We start from the raw sequence: 15,487 nt of genomic DNA on the forward strand, positions 1-15,487 counted from the left end.
GTACACATTCAGCGGGCCAGGCCGTTCTGGTACGCGTAGACCACGATCTGCACGCGGTCGCGCAGGCCGAGCTTGGTCAGGATCCGGCTGATGTGCGACTTGACCGTGGTCTCCGCGACGAACAGCTCGGCGGCGATCTCCGCGTTCGACCGGCCGCGCGCGACCAGCAGCAGCACCTCGTGCTCCCGGTCGGTGAGCGCGTTCGCCGGGCCCGGTGTCGCCGTGTCGTCCGGGAGGTACGGCGCGAAGCGCTCCAGCAGCCGCCGGGTGGTGGACGGCGCGACCACGGAGTCGCCGGAGTGCACCACCCGGATCGCGGACAGCAGGTCCTCCGGCGGCGCGTCCTTGAGCAGGAAACCGGACGCACCGGCCCGGATCGCGGCGAACGCGTACTCGTCCAGGTCGAACGTGGTCAGCACCAGCACCCGCGGCGGGTCCGGCAGCGCGCGGATCCGGCGGCACGCGGTCACACCGTCCACCGTGGGCATGCGGACGTCCATCAGCACCACGTCGACCCGGTGCGCGCTGACCGCCTCGATCGCCTCGCCGCCGTCGCCGGCCTCGGCCACCACGGTCAGGTCCGGCTGCGTCTGCAGCAGCATGCGGAAGCCGGTGCGGACCAGCCGCTGATCGTCCGCCAGCAGGATCCGGATCATGCGATCTCCTTGTCGTACGGCAGTTCCGCGCGCACCCGGAAGCCGCGCTCCGGCCCGGGACCGGTCTCCAGCCGGCCACCGGCCGCGGCGACGCGCTCGCGCATGCCGGTTATCCCGTGGCCGCCGGTGTGCTGTTCGCGGCCGGGTGGGGTGCCGGTGTGCTGCTCGCCGTCGGCCGGGGTGCCGGTGTCGGTTATCTCGACGACCAGGGTGGTGCGGCGCCAGGTCAGCGTGACGGCCGCGGTGGTGCCCGAGCCGCCGTGCTTGAGCGCGTTGGTCAGCGCCTCCTGCACCACCCGGTACGCGGTCAGGCCCAGCCCGGCCGTGACCGGTCGCTCCCGGCCGGTGACGGTCAGCGTCGCCGCGACCGGGGCGCCCTCGACCAGCGTCGGGATCGCAGCCACGCCCGGCTGCGGCGCCGGGCCGTCGCCGGAGTCGCTGCGCAGCACGCCGAGCAGGCCGCGCAGTTCGGTCAGCGCCTCCCGGCCGGTCGACGAGATCGTGTCCAGCGCCTCGCGGGTCAGCTCCGGCGCGGAGTCCAGCGCGTACCGGGCGCCGTCCGCCTGCACCACGATCACCGACACGTGGTGAGCCACCACGTCGTGCAGCTCGCGGGCGATCCGCGCGCGTTCCTCCGCGACCGCGGCCCGGTCCAGCGCGCGGCGTTCCCGTTCCAGCCGGTCCGCGCGCTCGGCCAGCTGCTGGTACCAGCGGCGGCGGCTGCGGGCGGCGTCACCCCAGATCCAGCCGACCGCGAGCGGTGCCGCGTAGACGACCCACAGGATCAGTAAGCCACCGGAGGTCAGGTTCACCGTGGTCTGCGCGCCGGTGATCAGCCGGGCCACCACCAGCATCGGCGCGGCCGCGATCCAGAACAGGCCGGACCAGCGGGCCCAGCCCGGCCCGTCCGCCGCGACCGAGTAGAGCACCATCGGCATGGCCAGGTAGACCGGCAGGAAGACGACCGTGTCGGAGACCATGACCAGTGTCAGGCCGGCCGCCAGGACCAGCAGGTACGCCGTACCCGGCCGGTGGTGCCGGAGCACCATGCCGGCCAGCAGCGCGATCATCACCGGCCAGATCAGCACGCCCGCCAGACCGTCCGCGACCAGCGCGAACGGGATCGAGGCCAGGCCGAGCGGCGCGGCCACCAGCCCGGTCAGCACGGACGGGTGTCGCCGAAGCCACGCGTAGACCCGGTGCACCACGCGAGCGTACGTGCCCCGCCCTTACCCTTGATCCCGTGAGCCCGCGCCGCAACCACCGCCGCGATGAGGGCGGCCCGGTCGACCGGGACCGCGCCCGTCAGGGTGTGCAGACCGTGCAGACCTGGAGCGACGGCGAATGGCTGGTCCGCGGCGTCCCACCGACCAACGCGACCAAGGTCTACCGCTGCCCCGGCTGCCAGCAGACCATCCCACCGGGCGTGGCACACATCGTGGCCTGGCCGGCGGACGGACGCGGCGACCTCACCGACCGCCGGCACTGGCACAGCGGCTGCTGGAAGGCACGCGACCGGCGGCACCCGTCCGGTCGCTGAAAGGATTGCTGTCATGCCCCCGATCCGCGCGAACTCGATCCTGCCCGCCCACCGCGAGGACATCGAACTGCACACCGCCGACGGCCTCACGCTGGTCGGCGAGCTGGCCCGCCCACTGGACCGCGACCCGGTCGCCACGCTGATCTGCCTGCACCCGCTGCCCACTCACGGCGGCATGATGGACAGCCACGTGTTCCGCAAGGCCGCATGGCGCCTGCCCGCACTGGCCGGCATCGCCGTGCTGCGCTTCAACACCCGCGGCACCACCAGCACGCGCGGCACCAGCCAGGGCACGTTCGACAACGCCCAGGGCGAGCGCTACGACGTGGCCGCCGCCATCGAGTACGCCGAGTTCGAGGAACTGCCGAACGTGTGGCTGCTCGGCTGGTCCTTCGGCACCGACCTGACGCTCAAGTTCGGCTGCGACCCGTCCGTGACCGGCGCGATCCTGCTCTCCCCGCCGCTGCGCTTCTCCCAGCCCGACGACCTGCGCATCTGGGCCGACACCGGCAAGCCGCTGACCGCGTTGATCCCGGAGTTCGACGACTACCTGCGCCCAGCCGAGGCGGCCTCGCGCTTCGCCGCGATCCCGCAGGCCGAGGTGGTCGGCGTCGACGGCGCGAAGCACCTGTGGGTCGGCGACGCGGAAACCGTTCTCAACGAGGTGGTCAGTCGCGTCGCGCCGGAGGTGCCGGTCCCGCTCCCCACCGATTGGGACGGGCCGATGGAATCCGGCGACTCCAGCGCATACGCGGACCGTACGGTGGCGGCTTTCTCCGACGTTCCGGTAACCGGCCCGGAACAGCGCGAGGGCTGAATTCCCGCCGGCTTCACCGGCGGCCGTTTCCGCCTGCGGCAACAGCGTCGCGCGCCGACCGGACCGGCGTGCGACGGAGTCGTTTTCGTTTCGCTTTTCGTGCCGCGGATTCCGTGGTGACGGTAGGTTTGGCGCAGGCCCCTGAACTGCGGCGGTCAGATGCTCGCCTTCGGGCACCGCACTGACGGCGGGCGTGCGGGAATGCCCGGCGGCGACTCGCGGCGCACACCGTCGCCGGCCGCCGCAGCCTCGGCGTAGGTGCAGCCCCGCACGCGGCGCAGGTGATCGATATGGCCGCGGCGTCTCCCCCGATCGCATTGCTGCTGATCCATTCGGCGAAACTCGTCGCGCGCAGCAGAATAATCCCGCGACTTGATCCGATCGTGCATCATGGCCACTTCCGCAGATGTGAAGAGCTGTAGCTGGCGCATGAAGAGGGCTTGCCACGAAACAGCGATCACTGCCGCCCCGGTAGGCTCATTCGGTCCACATGCGACCGTGCGTAATTCGCAATACGGGACCTTCCCCTCCCGGCGCCAAGGACCCGGGAAGCAAACTCGCCGGACCGAGGGGACGCTGGCGGTACTGGGCAAGGCCGGAGGCCGGCTCGCGGGATGAGGTAGCCGCGGGGCGGGTTGGCGGTGTGACGGAGACCCGGAGTTCGGAGGCGTGATGGCGGAAGGGGGAAGGCCGGGTGCGGGCTCGCAGCCCTCCCCCCGCAGGGATCAGATCTCGTGGACCGGTGGCATATCTCCCGGAGCGGGCCACCCGGACAGCCACGTGGCCCGCTCCGACCACACGTCCCCCCAGTACCCCGCACGCCCCGTCACCCGAGCCCCCGCCGCGCGCAGCGCGATCCCCGCCACCAGCAGCGCCCGCCCCATCCGTGCCCGCCCCGGGGACCAGCGCAGGCGGAGGTACGTGACCTTCCCGCGGAGGACCATGACGCGCTTGCCGACGCTGGTCGACGAGGCGCCGTTGACGTGCAGGACCTTGGCGTCCGGGACCAGGGTGGGTACTGCGCCGGCCGCGGTGGCGCGCTGGGACAGGTCGATGTCCTCGCTGTACATGAAGTAGTCGGGGGTGAAGCCGCCCAGCTGGCTGAAGAGCTCGCGGTCGATCAGGAGGAGGCAGCCGGAGCCGGCCGGCACCGGGCCGGGCCGGGTGCGGGGGTGGGCCGGCAGTTCCTCGGGGTTGAGGAGTGCGGAGCGGCGGAAGAGGGTGGAGAGGCCGGTGGCGAAGCAGAGGTAGCCCCAGAGGCTGGGGAGTGCGTAGACGGAGCGGCCGTCGTCGGTGCCGTGGACGTCGAGGGTGCGGCCGACGTAGACGCGCGGGGCGGGGACGGCGCGCGCGAAGGTCAGGAAGGCGCCGATCACGTCGCCGACCGGTTCGGCGTCCGGGTTGAGCAGCATCAGGTAGTCGCCGGTCGCGTGGGCGGCGCCGGCGTTGACGGCGCGGCCGAAGCCGACGTTCGCGGCCAGCCGGACCACGCGGACCTGGGGGAGTGCGGCGGCGATCGCGTCGGCGGAGCCGTCCGAGGACGCGTTGTCGACCACGATCACCTCGTACGACGCGAGGCTGGGCGTGCCGAGCAGGGTGCGCAGCCCGCGGATGGTGAGTTCGCTCGTGTTGTACGAGACCACCACGACGCTCACGTCGGTCATGCGGAGACTCCCGTCCGGCTCGACTCGTCCCGTTCCCAGGTGGTGCCCGGGGCGCGGCGGGCCTGGATGGCGGCGAGCACGGTCAGCCCGAGGTAGATGACGCCGGCCGGGGCCAGCCACGGCTCGCGCAGCACCACGTCGCGCAGCCAGGACCATCGGTCGGACTGCCGGGTGCCGGCCGAGGATGCGCGCAGCGCCGCGTTGCCGGAGCGGACCCGGCGCAGGCGGCGGAGCAGGTCGGCGGTGCGGCGCGGGGTGGCGACCTCGGCGGCTGCCTCGTCGACGAGCACGCGTTCGTCCGCGCGGAACAGCGAGTCGAGGAAGAGGTCGTCCGCCGTCACGGCCGGGAACTCGGTGAACCGTGACCGGCCGGTGGCGGAGAGTGCGATGACGCCGCGCCCGAACAGGCCGGTGCGGACCGCGGGCAGCCGGTTGTGGATCGCGTAGTACGCGCGGACGGCCAGCGGACGGCCGGTCAGGTCCAGGTCGCGGCGGGGGATCGCGACCGGCGCGCCGGTCCGGCGCAGCGCCTCGGCGAGCCGGTGCACCGCGCCCGGGGTCAGCACCACGTCACCGTCCACATAGATGCGCGGGAAACCGGTGGCGGCGCGGTCGCCCGCGTTCAGTGCCGCGGTCTTCGAACCCTCGGCCAGCTCGATCACGTGCACGTCGCCGCGGCGGCGGGCGATCGTGGCGGTGTCGTCGGTGCAGCCGTTCGGCACCACGATCACCTGCACCCCGGGGCCGGTGACGCGATCGAGGCACCGGTCGAGCATCGCCGCCTCGTTGTGAGCGGGTATCACCACGCTTATCACTCGGAAATTCCTTTCCTGCCACCGCGAACGCGTCAGCCGAGTCTTTCCGCGTGCGCCTGGAAATGGCAAGAAGCTCAACGTTGCGAAACGTGCCCGTCCGGTGCGGCATATCCGATTTTTCGCTCCGCAACGCGTCGCTTGTCGCTTAGCCGACACGCTGTTTGGCTTAGGTGACCTTGTAAACCCGCAGGCCAGGCGGCCAAAGTGGCGTGACGGCCGACAACTTTGAGAACCATCGAACGACGTTGTACGGCCTCGATTTCTACCGTTCGTGGGGAGTGGTTTACGTGGCCAGGGATCAGCGGCCGCACGTCGCGATCATCGTGGTGAATCTGCCCGTGGAACGGGATCGCCGGGTGATCCGCGAGTGCCTCGCGCTGGAGTCCGCGGGCTACCGGGTGACCGCGATCTGCCCGCGTGGACCACAGGCCCTGACGCGGCTCCCGGGCACCCGGGACACCGCGATCCGCTCGTTCCGCCAGCCGTTCGCCGGCTCCGGCGTGCTCAGCTTCGCCGGCGAGTTCGCCTGGTCGTTCCTCTGCGTCACGCTGCACCTGCTCCGGCTGCTGGTCACCGACCGGGTCGACGCGGCCCAGGCATGCAACCCGCCGGACGTGTTCTGGCCGCTGGCGCTGCTGATGCGCCTGATGGGCAAGCCGTTCGTCTTCGACCACCACGACCTCAGCCCGGAGCTCTACCGGGCCAAGACCGACACGCCGAACCCGGTGGTGCTGCGCATCCTCACGGTCTTCGAGCAGCTGTCGATGCGGTGCGCGTCCTGGGTGCTGTCGACGAACGAGTCGTACCGGGAGATCGCGATCGGCCGCGGCGGGCAGGACCCGGCGCGGGTCACCGTGGTCCGCAACGGGCCGGCCAGCAGCGAGATCACGCACGCGGCCGCACCGGAGGCCGGCGGCCGGAAGCGGATCGTCTACCTCGGCGTGATCAACCCACAGGACAACGTACGCGCCGCGGTGCTGGCGGCGTCCCGGCTGGCCGAGATGCGCGGCCGGGACGACTGGGAGATGGTGATCGCCGGGGACGGCGACAGCCTGCCCGAGCTGCGCAGCCTCGCCACCGACCTGGGCCTGGACGACGTGGTGTACTTCGCCGGCTGGCTCGGCGGCGACGAGGTGGACGCGCTGCTGGCGTCCGGCACGATCGGCATCCAGCCGGACCAGCCGGACCCGCTGTCCCACGTCTCGACCATGGCGAAGACCGTGGAGTACGTGGCCCGCGGCCTGCCGGTGGTCGCGGTCGACCTGCTGGAGACGCGGCGCACCGCCGAGGGCGCCGCGGTCTACACGCCGTCCGCGTTGCCGGAGGAGTTCGCGAAGGCGCTGGACGCGCTGCTGGACGACCCGGAGGGCCGGGCGCGGATGCGGGAGATCGGGTTGCAGCGCTTCCACAGCCGGCTGGCATGGGAGCACCAGGCGGCCGCATACCTGTCGGTCTGGTCCCAGCTGGTGCCGATGCCGGCCGTGGCGGAGATCCCCCGGCCGCGGGAGGCGGAGTGGTTCCCGTTCGGCGACGACCACGGCACCGACCACAGCGCCGGCACCGACCGGGCCGCCCGGGGATGACCGTCGGCAGACGACGTGCGCTGATCGTCGGGGTGCTTCTCGTGGCGCTGCTGGCGGTGGCCGCGGTGGCCTACGCCGGCCGGACCGGGTGGCTCCTCGGTGCCGAGGCCGGAGACCAGTACCGGCTGGCGAACCCGGTGCCGCCGTCCGGTGGTGCGACCACGCCGGGCGGCACCGGTGGGCTGGGCGACTCGCCCGCCACCACCGGCTCGCCGGACTCGTCGTCCACCTCGACGTCCGCGCCGGCGCCGTCCCCCGAGGTGGTACGGCCGGGCGAGGGCAGCACCGGGGTGCCGGACGGCGTGACGCTGACCGCCTACACCGGGCCGCTGCGGATCACCAAGGCCGGCACCGTGATCGACGGCAAGCGGATCGACGGGTGCCTGGACGTGCGGGCCCGCGACGTGGTGATCAAGCGGTCGAAACTGACCTGCGGCGGCATCATGATCAAGATCGAGCAGAAGACCGCGAACCTGACGATCGAGGACAGCGACCTGGACGGCGCGCAGACCGGCTTCGTGGCCGGGTACTGGAACTACACGCTGAGCCGGGTGAACGTCTACAACATCGAGGAAGGGCCGCGGGTCGGCAGCAACGTGATCATCGAGGACAGCTGGTTCCACTCGATGCACCCGGCGCAGTCGGACGAGGCGCACCAGGACCTGATGCAGACCAACGGCGGGTCCAACTCCACGATCCGCGGCAACGTGTTCGACGCGACCAGCACCGTCGCGGGCGTGTCGTTCAACGCGGCGTTCCAGGTCGGCGCGGAGTTCGAGCCACTCGAGAACGTGCTGGTCGAGGAGAACTGGTTCAACGGCGGCGGCTACACGGTCAACATCCGCAACGATCCGCAGATCAGCAACGTGCTGTTCCGGAACAACGTCTTCGGGTCCAGGCACGGGTACGGCGCGGTGTCCCGCGCGGACTCACCCGGGATCATCTGGGAGGACAGCAACATCTCCGAGGCCGGCGGCAAGCCGGTCTGGTAGCACGATCGCGTAAGGGCAGGCCCGTGGGTCTGCCCTTACGCGTGCCCGGCGACGGACGCTTCGGTCTGCGACACCACCGCGGAACCGGTGCCCGCGGGAGCACTGGGAAGGTGCCCACGCCGGAAGCGGGAAAATCCGGTTCTAGAAACCGAGGCCGGACGGCAGCGCCGAGGCCAGTTCGAGCGTCGCCCAGCTCAGGCCCATGCCGCCGCTGATCGCCGCGCCGCCGCGGCGCACCGGCCTCAGGTCGCGGGCGCTCTCCAGCGCGCCGCGCACCGCTGACCTCGCCAGTTTGCCCGGGTTCTGCACGGTCCAGCCGGCGAACGCGCGCTGGAGCCGCCGGCGCTGTGTCTCGTCGAGATCCGCGGCCTGGATCGCCTTCCACAGGTGACCCGCGTAATACCAGGTCAGCGCGCGTGGCGCCGGCTCCGAGGTGTAGTCGCGGATGTCCCGGCGCGCGGCCCGGGAGGTGAGCCGGCTGGTGTGCTGGCGGTTCCGGTAGAGCGGCGCCGGGTAGACCACGACCGGGCCCTGCAGCGCCAGCTCCGCGAGCAGCACCCGGTCCGCGTTCCAGAACGGCAGCAACCCGCGGGTACGAGCGATCGCGGCCCGCCGGTAGACGCCGAACACGCTGAAGCAGGAGTGCCGGAACGACGCCAGGTCGCCGAAGCGCACGGCCGGGTCCGGGTCGTCCAGCCGGATCAGCTCGTCCGGGACGCCGAGCGGCGCACCGTGCTCGTCGATCAGCGCGACCTTGGTGAACGCGCCGATCGCGTCCGGCCGCTGGTCGAGCAGCTCCACGCAGCGCTGGAAGTAGGCCGGGTCGTACTCGTCGTCCGCGGCCACCCAGGCGTACAGCTCGGCGCCGCTGAGCGCGAAGACGCGGTTGAAGTTGCCGGGCGCGCCGATGTTCGTCTCGTTGCGCACGTAGCGGAACCGCGGGTCCTCGGCCGCGACGGCCCGCACGATCCGCGCGGTCGCGTCGGTCGACGCGTTGTCACAGATCGTCACCTCGAAGTCGGTGTACGTCTGGCGGCGCAGGCAGTCCAGCACCGACGGCAGATATCGCTCGCCGTTGTGGACCGGCAGGCCGATTCCGAGCCGGGGCATCGTGCGGCCTCCTCGCGTTGGGTGTGGTGCGATGGTTCTACCAGGCGATTCCTAGCCGCCGGAACCCCCGTACCCGCTGGTCTGTCGGGTTTTTGCGGTGGTCCTGGCCGTTCGGCCCCGGCGATTCGCGACCCGGGGCCGCAGTCGCACTCCGAACCGGCATCGGACCTGCGGTTTTCCGCGTTCCCCTCTTAAGATCAACTGCTTACCGTCGTACGTTGTCGCTGCTGGGAGCCTTTCGATGAGTGAAGCCGGGCCGCACAGCAGCGGAACCATCCGCCGGGCCGTGGTCTGGTCCTACGTGCTCACCGGCGGTAACTTCGCGGTGACCGGTGTCGTGACGTTCGTGATGGCCGCGTTCGTGCCACCGGCCGAGTTCGGCGTGATGGCGCTCGCGCTGGTCTGGGTCACGTTCGCACAGATGCTCATGCAGCACGGTCCGGCGCAGGCCGTCATCCAGCGCGAGGACGTGACCGGCCGGCACTTCGACGCCGCGTTCTGGAGCACGCTCGGCCTGGCCACGGCGTTCGCGGCGATCCTGGCCGCGATCGCGCCGCTGTGGGCGATCTGGAACGGCACGCCGACGCTCGCGTACGTGTGCTGGGCGCTCGCGCCGGTGATCGTGCTGAACGCGCTCGGCGTCATCCCGGACGCGATCCTGCGCCGGCGGATGGACATGAAGCGGATCTCGCTGCGCGTGCTCACGGTGGCGCTGATCTCCGGCGTGCTCGGTGTCGGTGCCGCGGTGGCCGGGCTGGGCGTGTGGGCGTACGCGGTGCAGCAGATCAGCATGTCCGCGCTGACCGCGCTGGTGGTCTGGACCGTCACCGAGTGGCGGCCGCGATGGGGCGGCATCGGCCCGGCGCTCGGCGATCTGCGGCGGTTCTCGCTGCACTCGCTGTCCGAGGTGACCGCGTTCTTCGTGTCCAGCCGGATCGACGCGCTGGTGATGGGCGCGTTCTTCGGCCCGGCCGCGATCGGGCTGTACCGGTTCGCGGTGCGGATCGTGGAGATGGTCAACAGCGTGGCGGCCGGCGGGATCGGGCAGGTGTCGCTGGCGGACCTGTCCCGGCTCACGTCCGACCGGGACGCGTTCGGGCGGCGGCTGGGACAGTTCGTGCACGCGGCCGCGATGCTGATGTATCCGGCGCTGGGAATCCTCGCCGCGACCGCCGGGCCGTTGCTGCGGCTGGCGGGCGAGGAATGGGCGCCGGCCGCCGGTGCGCTGCGGGTGCTGTGCGCGGCCGGCGCGATCACGATGCTGGGCAGCATTCTGACGCCGGCCGTGCAGGCGGCCGGGCGGCCGGGCGTGGGTGCGGTGATCGGCTGGGTGGAGGCCGCGGTGGCCGCGATCTCGATCGTGGCGGTCGGGCTGTGGATGCGCGACGCGGCCGTGGGGAGCCAGGTGCTGGCGATCGCGTGGACGGTGTTCGCGGTGCAGGGCGTGATGACGGTGGTGTATGTGTGGGTGGCGCTCTACCGGGTGCTGCGGTTGACGGCCCGGGTGGTGTTGCTGCCATCGTTGCCGCCACTGGTGGCGGGGCTGGCGGCGCTCGGCGCGGGGCTGCTGATCGAGTCGCTGCTCGGCGCCGGCTTCAACGTCTTCCTCGGCCTGCTGCTCACCGGGTTCACCGCAGTGGGCGTGGCGGTGCTGCTGCTGACCGGCCTGGACAGCCGGGCCCGCGGCCTGGTGGTGTCGCTGGTACGCCGCGGCTGACCCGAATCATCGCGGCGCCGGAGGAGCCGATCCGGCTCGATCGAGCGGCGTCGACCGAGCCGAACCGTCAGTTGTACGGCCGGAAGACCGGGGCTACCGGTTTTCCGCGGAGGAAGCCGTTCACGCTGCCCGCGTCCAGCGCCTTCGCGTACACCGCCAGGGCCGCGTCGACCGCCTCGATCGTGCGGTCCACGTCGGTGTCGGTGTGGGCGTAGGAGATGCTGAAGGACGGGGCGATGATGCCGTTCGCGATGAGCTCCTGGAGGAACAGGGTGCGGAACGGCTGGGAGCGCTCGCCGGACGCGTCCTTGGTGAAGTAGATCAGATTGCAGTCGCGGCCCAGCACGCCGACGTGGTCGCTCACGCCGTGCCGGGCGGCGGCCTCGGTGACGCCGGCGGCCAGGCGGGCGCCCTGGCGGTAGAGCGTCTCCACGACCGGCTCGGACGCGTACGTGTCCATCACCGCGATCGCGGCGGCCAGCGCGTGCGTCTCGGCGCCGTGCGTGGTGGAGAGCAGGAAGACGCGTTCCCGGTCGTGCCGCAGGCCGCCGAGTTCCATCACGTCGGGGCGGCCGACCAGAGCGGAGATCGCGAAGCCGTTGCCCATCGCCTTGCCGTAGACCGCGAGGTCGCCGGTGATCTCGTGGACGGCCTGGGCGCCGCGGTCGTGCCAGCGGAAACCGGTCAGCGTCTCGTCGATGACCAGCAGCGCGCCGTGCTCGTCGCAGAGCCGGCGGACCGCGGCCAGGAAGCCGGGCGCGGGCGCGACGGTGGTCTCGGCCTCCATGACCAGCGCGGCGATCCGGCCGGGGTGCTCCGCCAAGACCGCGGCCACGCTGTCCACGTCGTTGTAGCGGAAGCCGGCCGTGAGCGAACGGACCGGGCCCGGCACGCCGCCGGGCATCGCGGTCGCGCCGATGAACCAGTCGTCGGTGGAGAAGAACGGGTGGTCGGTGCAGATCGCGACCATGTCCCGGCCGGTGTGCGCGCGGGCCAGCTTGACCGCGGCGGTGGTGGCGTCCGAGCCGTGCTTGGCGAACTTGACCATCGCGCCGTCGTGCCGGCCGACCAGGGCGAGCAGGCGTTCCGCGGCCTCGACCTCGATCGCGGCGGGGCGGGTGAAGTTGCTGCCGTGCGGGAGCGTGCGCAGCACGGCGTCGACCACCGGCGCGTAGCCGTGCCCGAGCGTGACCGCGCGCAGCCCCATGCCGTACTCGATGAACTCGTTGCCGTCCACGTCCCACACGTGGCAGCCGGCGCCGCGGGCGATGAAGCCGGGCGCGTCCTCCGGGTACTGGTCGTCGCCCTTGGCGTAGGTGTGCGCGCCGCCGGGGATCATGGCGTGCGCGCGTTCCCGCATCTCCCGGGACACGTCGAACCTCATTGCGACTCCTTCTTCAGGGACCCGTCCGCGTTCTCCCACGGCGGCTTCTCCAGCACGCCGCCGGTGACGCGCCGGCGGAGCCTGCCGAGCCGGATACGAGCGCGCCGGGACTGTGCGACCGCGCCGAACGTGGCCGCGCCGGCCACCCGCGTGGTCAGTGGCGCGTCCGCGGTGGCCAGGAACGTGCGCATCACGTCCGCGATCAGCACCTGATGGTCGGCGCCGGGCCGGGCACGCCGGGCCGCCTTGCGCGCCTTCATCGCGAGGCGCGGCTCGTGGTGCGCCATCACGTCGGTGCGGTCGCCGCCGAACGTCATGGCCGGATGCATCCGGCGATAGAACAGCCGCGACGGTACGACCTGGAAGCGCCCCTGCAGGACCAGCTCGGCCACGATCCGGGCGTCGCTGGACAGGTACTGCCCGAGCAGCTTCGTGTTCCGCAGCGCGTCCGTCCGGATCACGCCGAACAGCTCGTTGAGCAGCGACCAGCGCCGCGCGAAGTGGGCGAGCCGCCGGACCGGGCTCGGGTCGGTCAGGTCGAGCCGGTCGTCCCAGTCGCTGATCGGGTTGCCGTCCGCGTCGATGATCACGGTCTGCGGGTATGCGCACACCACGCCGGGGTCCGCGTCCAGCACGGCCACGCACTCGCTCAGCAGCGTCGGCGCCATCAGGTCGTCGTGCGCGGTGAGCCGGAAGTACTCGCCGCGGGCCAGCGACACGACGCGGGCGAAGTTGCCGGCCTCACCCAGGTTCTCGTCGTTGCGGTGGATCCGGAACCGGGGGTCGCGGGCCGCGTACTCCCGGCAGATCTCCCAGGTCCGGTCCGTCGACTGGTTGTCGCAGACCACGACCTCGAAGTCGGTGAAGTCCTGCGCCAGCACGGACTCGAACGCGAGCGGCAGGTACCGCTCCACGTTGTAGGTGGTGACCCCGAGCGTCAGCTTCATGCGATCAGCAGCTCCGCGTCCACGCCGAGCGCGGCCAGCTGCGCCGCGATCTCGGGCCGGTACGCCGGGTTCGTGATGATCACGGCTTTCGGCTGGAGCCTCACCAGCACGTCCGGCGTCTCCACCCGGTGTGCGGTGACCGGCAGGTAGCGTCCCCACTTGCGCGGGTTGACGTCGACCACGGCGGCGAGCTGCCGCGTGCGGTCGGCGAGCGTCAGGAACTGCACGCCGCGTGATCCCGCGCCCCACATGACCGGGTTCGCTCCCTCGGCCACCAGCCGGGCGATCCGCTGCTCCCAGCGGCCGCGCTCCTCGTGGTGCCGCTGGGCGAAACCGGAGACCGCCGCGAGGGTACGGTCCCGGTCGGTAAGCAGAGCTGCGGATGCGCCCGAACCGGGCTTGTTGGCGGAAAGCTCCAGATAGCGGAACATGCCGTGGAAGAACGTGCCGGAGTCCTCGACCGTCCACCCGGCCCGCTCCGCGATCGTGGTCAGCGCGTACGCGTCGAAGTAGGAGACGTGCGGATAGATCACCTCCCACCCGGCCGTGGACAGGTCGTAGCCCGCGTCCGGCACCTCGACGTACCCGTGCACCACCCGGTCGCCGGCGCGTTCACGCAGGTCGAGCAGGAACTCGTACGGGTCCGCGAGGTGCTCGAACCAGTGCCGCGTGGTGAACATGTCGAACTCGGGCAGCGCGGCACCGCGCGGCGCGTATCCGCTGTGGAACACCGCGCCGGACGGGTCCGGCCCGGTCACGCCCGCGTACATCGCGTCGAAGCCGTGCCCGGTCGCGCCGCTCACGTGGCACAGCTCGCGCAGGAACTCGCCCTGTCCGCAGCCGATGTCCAGGATCCGCTTGCCGCGCAACTCGTACCGCCGGGAAAGTCTTTCGCAGAGCTCCGCGGAGAACCGCTGGAACGCCGGCGAGTGGTGCAGGTTCGTGTCCATCGTGGTGTCGTAGACGAGCACCGCGGGATCGAACGCCACGTTCCGCACATAGCCGCAGTTCGGGCAGACCGCGAGCGTCATCTGGCCGACCGGGCTGGCCGCCGCCTCGGCCGCGTCCGCCCAGTGCACGCCGCACAGCACCGGGATCTCGCCGAGGTCGCCGAAGACCGCGAGGCCGGCCGCGCCGCACGCGTCGCAGGTCCTCACGCGGCCACCCAGCGCAGCTCGCCGTCCAGCCGGCCGGCCGCGGTCAGCGCGTTGATGCGCTTCAGCCGCTGGTGCCGCTCGCCCATCAGGTCCGCAAGATCAAGACCGTGCCGGCGGTACGCCTCGACGAGCTGCTCGATGCCCTTCGCGACCGTCCACTGCGGCTGGAACTCCGGCACCTCGGCCGCGACCAGGTCGCAGGTGACCCGGTAGTTGCGCAGGTCGGTGCCCGCGCCCTCGGCGAACGTGACGGTGCCGCCGACCAGGTCCCGCACCAGGTTCGCCACGTCCCGGATCAGGTAGTTCTCCGACGTACGGCCGATGTTGTAGGCCTTTGAGTGAATTCTGGTGCGGTCGACGGAGAGCAGCGCCTCGAACGCGGCCGCGATGTCGTCCGCGTGCACCAGCGGGCGCCACGCGGTGCCGTCGCTCTGCAGCCGCACCTGGCCGGTGTGCAGCGCGTGCCCGACCAGGTCGTTGACCACCAGATCGCCGCGCAGGCGCGGGGAGAAGCCGTACGCGGTGGCGTTGCGCAGGAACGTCGGCGAGAAGTCGTCGTCGGCCAGCCCCAGCAGCCCCTGCTCGGACAGGTACTTCGACTCGCCGTACGGCGTGACCGGGTTGAAGCCCGCGGTCTCGTCCAGCGGCGCGTCGTCCTCGCCCTTGCCGTACAGGCTGCACGAGGAGGAGAACAGGAAGCGCGTCGCACCGGCCGCCTTGGCCGCGCGCGCGAGGCGCAGCGTCGACCGGTGATTCACCTCGTAGGTGAGGTCCGGGTTCAGGTTGCCGATCGGGTCGTTGCAGATCGCGGCCAGGTGCACGACCGCCTCGATCCGCGCGTCGCGCAGCTGGTCCGCGGTGACGTCGCGCAGGTCGCTGCGGATCGCCGGGACCTCGGCCGGCGCCGGGCCGATCAGGCAGTCCGCGAAGAGCCCGACGTCCAGGCCGACGACCTCGTGGCCGGCCGCGACCAGCCGGGGCACGAGCACGCTGCCCAGGTATCCCTCGTGTCCGGTGACGAGGACGCGCATGCTGAACTCCCAGATATCGTCGTGATCTTCCGCAAACACGCTAGCTGCGGAAACTTCGTTTTTCATCCGCCTCA

At 71.7% G+C, this 15,487-nt stretch carries 15 protein-coding genes; 5 read left to right on the forward strand and 10 right to left on the reverse strand.

Translation table 11 applies throughout. The features are described from left to right. Window positions 1-8 precede the first annotated feature (8 nt). The gene (locus J2S42_RS27630; RefSeq protein WP_307243660.1) at window positions 9-656 is read right to left on the reverse strand and encodes a response regulator; all 648 of its coding nucleotides are present in this window, start codon (window positions 654-656) and stop codon (window positions 9-11) included. After that, window positions 653-1,861 (reverse strand): sensor histidine kinase, encoded by a 1,209-nt coding sequence (locus J2S42_RS27635; RefSeq protein WP_307243662.1) that lies wholly within the window; start codon window positions 1,859-1,861, stop codon window positions 653-655. The genes J2S42_RS27630 and J2S42_RS27635 overlap by 4 nt, the downstream gene beginning before the upstream one ends. Window positions 1,862-1,899: 38 nt before the next feature. Between J2S42_RS27635 and J2S42_RS27640 the strand changes: the two genes are divergently transcribed. Continuing rightward, complete coding sequence (locus J2S42_RS27640; protein WP_307243664.1) at window positions 1,900-2,196, forward strand: Rv1322 family protein; 297 nt, start codon at window positions 1,900-1,902, stop codon at window positions 2,194-2,196. A gap of 13 nt (window positions 2,197-2,209) precedes the next feature. Then, a complete protein-coding gene (locus J2S42_RS27645; RefSeq protein WP_307243666.1) occupies window positions 2,210-3,013 on the forward strand; it encodes an alpha/beta hydrolase in 804 nt (267 codons plus the stop codon). Between the two features lie 155 nt (window positions 3,014-3,168). Here the strand turns inward: J2S42_RS27645 and J2S42_RS27650 are convergent, their stop codons facing one another. From J2S42_RS27650 to J2S42_RS27660, 3 genes are all read right to left on the reverse strand, one after another. Then, window positions 3,169-3,474 (reverse strand): hypothetical protein, encoded by a 306-nt coding sequence (locus J2S42_RS27650; protein ID WP_307243668.1) that lies wholly within the window; start codon window positions 3,472-3,474, stop codon window positions 3,169-3,171. A gap of 264 nt (window positions 3,475-3,738) precedes the next feature. Then, window positions 3,739-4,677, reverse strand: coding sequence for a glycosyltransferase family 2 protein (locus tag J2S42_RS27655; RefSeq protein ID WP_307243670.1), 939 nt, complete (start codon window positions 4,675-4,677; stop codon window positions 3,739-3,741). Further along, on the reverse strand, window positions 4,674-5,483 hold the full coding sequence (locus tag J2S42_RS27660) for a glycosyltransferase family 2 protein (protein ID WP_307243672.1): 810 nt from the start codon (window positions 5,481-5,483) through the stop codon (window positions 4,674-4,676). The genes J2S42_RS27655 and J2S42_RS27660 overlap by 4 nt, the downstream gene beginning before the upstream one ends. A gap of 296 nt (window positions 5,484-5,779) precedes the next feature. On the opposite strand from J2S42_RS27660, the gene J2S42_RS27665 reads away from it, so the two are divergent. Beyond that, window positions 5,780-7,075 (forward strand): glycosyltransferase family 4 protein, encoded by a 1,296-nt coding sequence (locus J2S42_RS27665; RefSeq protein WP_307243675.1) that lies wholly within the window; start codon window positions 5,780-5,782, stop codon window positions 7,073-7,075. A 41-nt stretch (window positions 7,076-7,116) separates the two neighbouring features. After that, complete coding sequence (locus tag J2S42_RS27670; RefSeq protein ID WP_307243677.1) at window positions 7,117-8,067, forward strand: hypothetical protein; 951 nt, start codon at window positions 7,117-7,119, stop codon at window positions 8,065-8,067. Window positions 8,068-8,208: 141 nt separating this feature from the next. Here J2S42_RS27670 and J2S42_RS27675 read toward each other — a convergent pair whose 3' ends face one another. Continuing rightward, complete coding sequence (locus tag J2S42_RS27675; RefSeq protein ID WP_307243678.1) at window positions 8,209-9,177, reverse strand: glycosyltransferase family 2 protein; 969 nt, start codon at window positions 9,175-9,177, stop codon at window positions 8,209-8,211. Between the two features lie 241 nt (window positions 9,178-9,418). Here J2S42_RS27675 and J2S42_RS27680 point away from each other — a divergent pair, with 241 nt between their 5' ends. Beyond that, window positions 9,419-10,894: an oligosaccharide flippase family protein gene (locus J2S42_RS27680; protein ID WP_307243679.1), complete on the forward strand. Its 1,476-nt coding sequence runs from the start codon at window positions 9,419-9,421 to the stop codon at window positions 10,892-10,894. Window positions 10,895-10,961: 67 nt separating this feature from the next. Here the strand turns inward: J2S42_RS27680 and J2S42_RS27685 are convergent, their stop codons facing one another. From J2S42_RS27685 to J2S42_RS27700, 4 genes are read right to left on the reverse strand one after another with little or no spacing between them, the layout of a single operon-like run. Then, window positions 10,962-12,278: a glutamate-1-semialdehyde 2,1-aminomutase gene (locus tag J2S42_RS27685; RefSeq protein ID WP_307243681.1), complete on the reverse strand. Its 1,317-nt coding sequence runs from the start codon at window positions 12,276-12,278 to the stop codon at window positions 10,962-10,964. After that, window positions 12,275-13,225, reverse strand: coding sequence for a glycosyltransferase family 2 protein (locus tag J2S42_RS27690; RefSeq protein ID WP_307243683.1), 951 nt, complete (start codon window positions 13,223-13,225; stop codon window positions 12,275-12,277). The genes J2S42_RS27685 and J2S42_RS27690 overlap by 4 nt, the downstream gene beginning before the upstream one ends. Then, on the reverse strand, window positions 13,222-14,382 hold the full coding sequence (locus tag J2S42_RS27695) for a class I SAM-dependent methyltransferase (RefSeq protein ID WP_307243685.1): 1,161 nt from the start codon (window positions 14,380-14,382) through the stop codon (window positions 13,222-13,224). The genes J2S42_RS27690 and J2S42_RS27695 overlap by 4 nt, the downstream gene beginning before the upstream one ends. Next, window positions 14,379-15,413, reverse strand: coding sequence for an NAD-dependent epimerase/dehydratase family protein (locus J2S42_RS27700; RefSeq protein WP_307243687.1), 1,035 nt, complete (start codon window positions 15,411-15,413; stop codon window positions 14,379-14,381). The genes J2S42_RS27695 and J2S42_RS27700 overlap by 4 nt, the downstream gene beginning before the upstream one ends. Between the last annotated feature and the right edge of the window lie 74 nt (window positions 15,414-15,487).

The organism is Catenuloplanes indicus (assembly GCF_030813715.1).
Lineage (GTDB): Bacteria > Actinomycetota > Actinomycetes > Mycobacteriales > Micromonosporaceae > Catenuloplanes > Catenuloplanes indicus.